The sequence below is a fragment of the Iodobacter violaceini genome (genome assembly GCF_011601265.1).
Classification (GTDB): domain Bacteria; phylum Pseudomonadota; class Gammaproteobacteria; order Burkholderiales; family Chitinibacteraceae; genus Iodobacter; species Iodobacter violaceini.
Genome location: NZ_JAAOLX010000028.1, coordinates 1 through 1,184 on the forward strand (window position 1 = coordinate 1; position 1,184 = coordinate 1,184).

Annotated in this window: 1 protein-coding gene; it reads right to left on the reverse strand. The window is 59.2% G+C overall.

The annotated features are described in order from the left end of the window. Positions 1–1,184: Calx-beta domain-containing protein (locus tag HA050_RS21690; RefSeq protein WP_205836558.1), on the reverse strand; the 1,184-nt coding region annotated here is incomplete at both ends.

Consider the following 1,184-nt stretch of genomic DNA (forward strand, 5'->3'; position numbering starts at 1 on the left):
TCATCCACCGTTGGCAGGGTAACGGCGAAGTTGGTCACGCCAGCAGGCACGGTGATCAGGCCGGTGGTTGCGTTGTAAGTGACGCCATTGCTGAAGGTGGCGGTGCCGTAATCGGCTGCACTCGCTGATCCGCCGCCCAGGTTAAAGGCATAGGTTTCTGCTTTGGTGGTGGCGGTGCTCAGTGAGACATTGAAGACAAGGTTATTACCTTCCACCACATTGTCATCGGCCACACCCGGATTGCCGACTTCGATGCCGGTAATGGCCGGGCTGTCGTTGTCCAGAATCCCGCCGGTGGCGCTCACGCCGCCAATGGTCAGAGGAACGGTTTCCGGGGTGATTTCAACCAGCGCGTCATCCACCGTTGGCAGAGTGACGGCGAAGTTGGTCACGCCTGCAGGCACGGTGATCAGGCCGGTGGTTGCGTTGTAAGTGACGCCATTGCTGAAGGTGGCGGTGCCGTAATCGGCTGCACTCGCTGATCCGCCGCCCAGGTTAAAGGCATAGGTTTCTGCTTTGGTGGTGGCGGTGCTCAGTGAGACATTGAAGACAAGGTTATTACCTTCCACCACATTGTCATCGGCCACACCCGGATTGCCGACTTCGATGCCGGTAATGGCCGGGCTGTCGTTGTCCAGAATCCCGCCGGTGGCGCTCACGCCGCCAATGGTCAGAGGAACGGTTTCCGGGGTGATTTCAACCAGCGCGTCATCCACCGTTGGCAGGGTAACGGCGAAGTTGGTCACGCCTGCAGGCACGGTGATCAGGCCGGTGGTTGCGTTGTAAGTGACGCCATTGCTGAAGGTGGCGGTGCCGTAATCGGCTGCACTCGCTGATCCGCCGCCCAGGTTAAAGGCATAGGTTTCTGCTTTGGTGGTGGCGGTGCTCAGTGAGACATTGAAGACAAGGTTATTACCTTCCACCACATTGTCATCCGCCACACCCGGATTGCCGACTTCGATGCCGGTAATGGCCGGGCTGTCGTTGTCCAGAATCCCGCCGGTGGCGCTCACGCCGCCAATGGTCAGAGGAACGGTTTCCGGAGTGATTTCAACCAGTGCGTCATCCACCGTTGGCAGGGTAACGGCGAAGTTGGTCACGCCAGCAGGCACGGTGATCAGGCCGGTGGTTGCGTTGTAAGTGACGCCATTGCTGAAGGTGGCTGTGCCGTAATCGGCTGCACT